The organism is Shewanella sp. MBTL60-007, assembly GCF_019654915.1.
Taxonomy (GTDB): Bacteria; Pseudomonadota; Gammaproteobacteria; order Enterobacterales; family Shewanellaceae; genus Shewanella.
In genome coordinates this window covers 1-234 of the sequence record NZ_BPET01000221.1, presented here as the reverse complement: position 1 = coordinate 234, position 234 = coordinate 1, and the positions used below count along the sequence as shown (strand labels likewise).

Genomic DNA, 234 nt, shown 5'->3' with positions numbered 1-234 from the left:
AAGCTTTCCGAATTTACAATTTTGGTTAATTACGCAGGTAATTGTTTGGCTGACAAAGCCGTGACGAGCGAGCCGCGGAGTGTACTTTAGTACATGAGCAGTGCAGTGAGGAAACAATACCGTCAGACGAAGAATTAACCAGTAAGAATTTGTCTGGAAACCATAGAGCTGTGGTCCCACCTGAATCCATTCCGAACTCAGAAGTGAAACACAGTATCGCCGATGGTAGTGTGG

General features: G+C 45.3%; 1 rRNA gene. It reads left to right on the top strand.

Annotated elements, in window-relative coordinates:
• Nucleotides 1–152 precede the first annotated feature (152 nt).
• A 5S ribosomal RNA gene (rrf, locus tag K5Q92_RS24140) occupies nt 153–234 on the top strand; the annotation flags it as partial.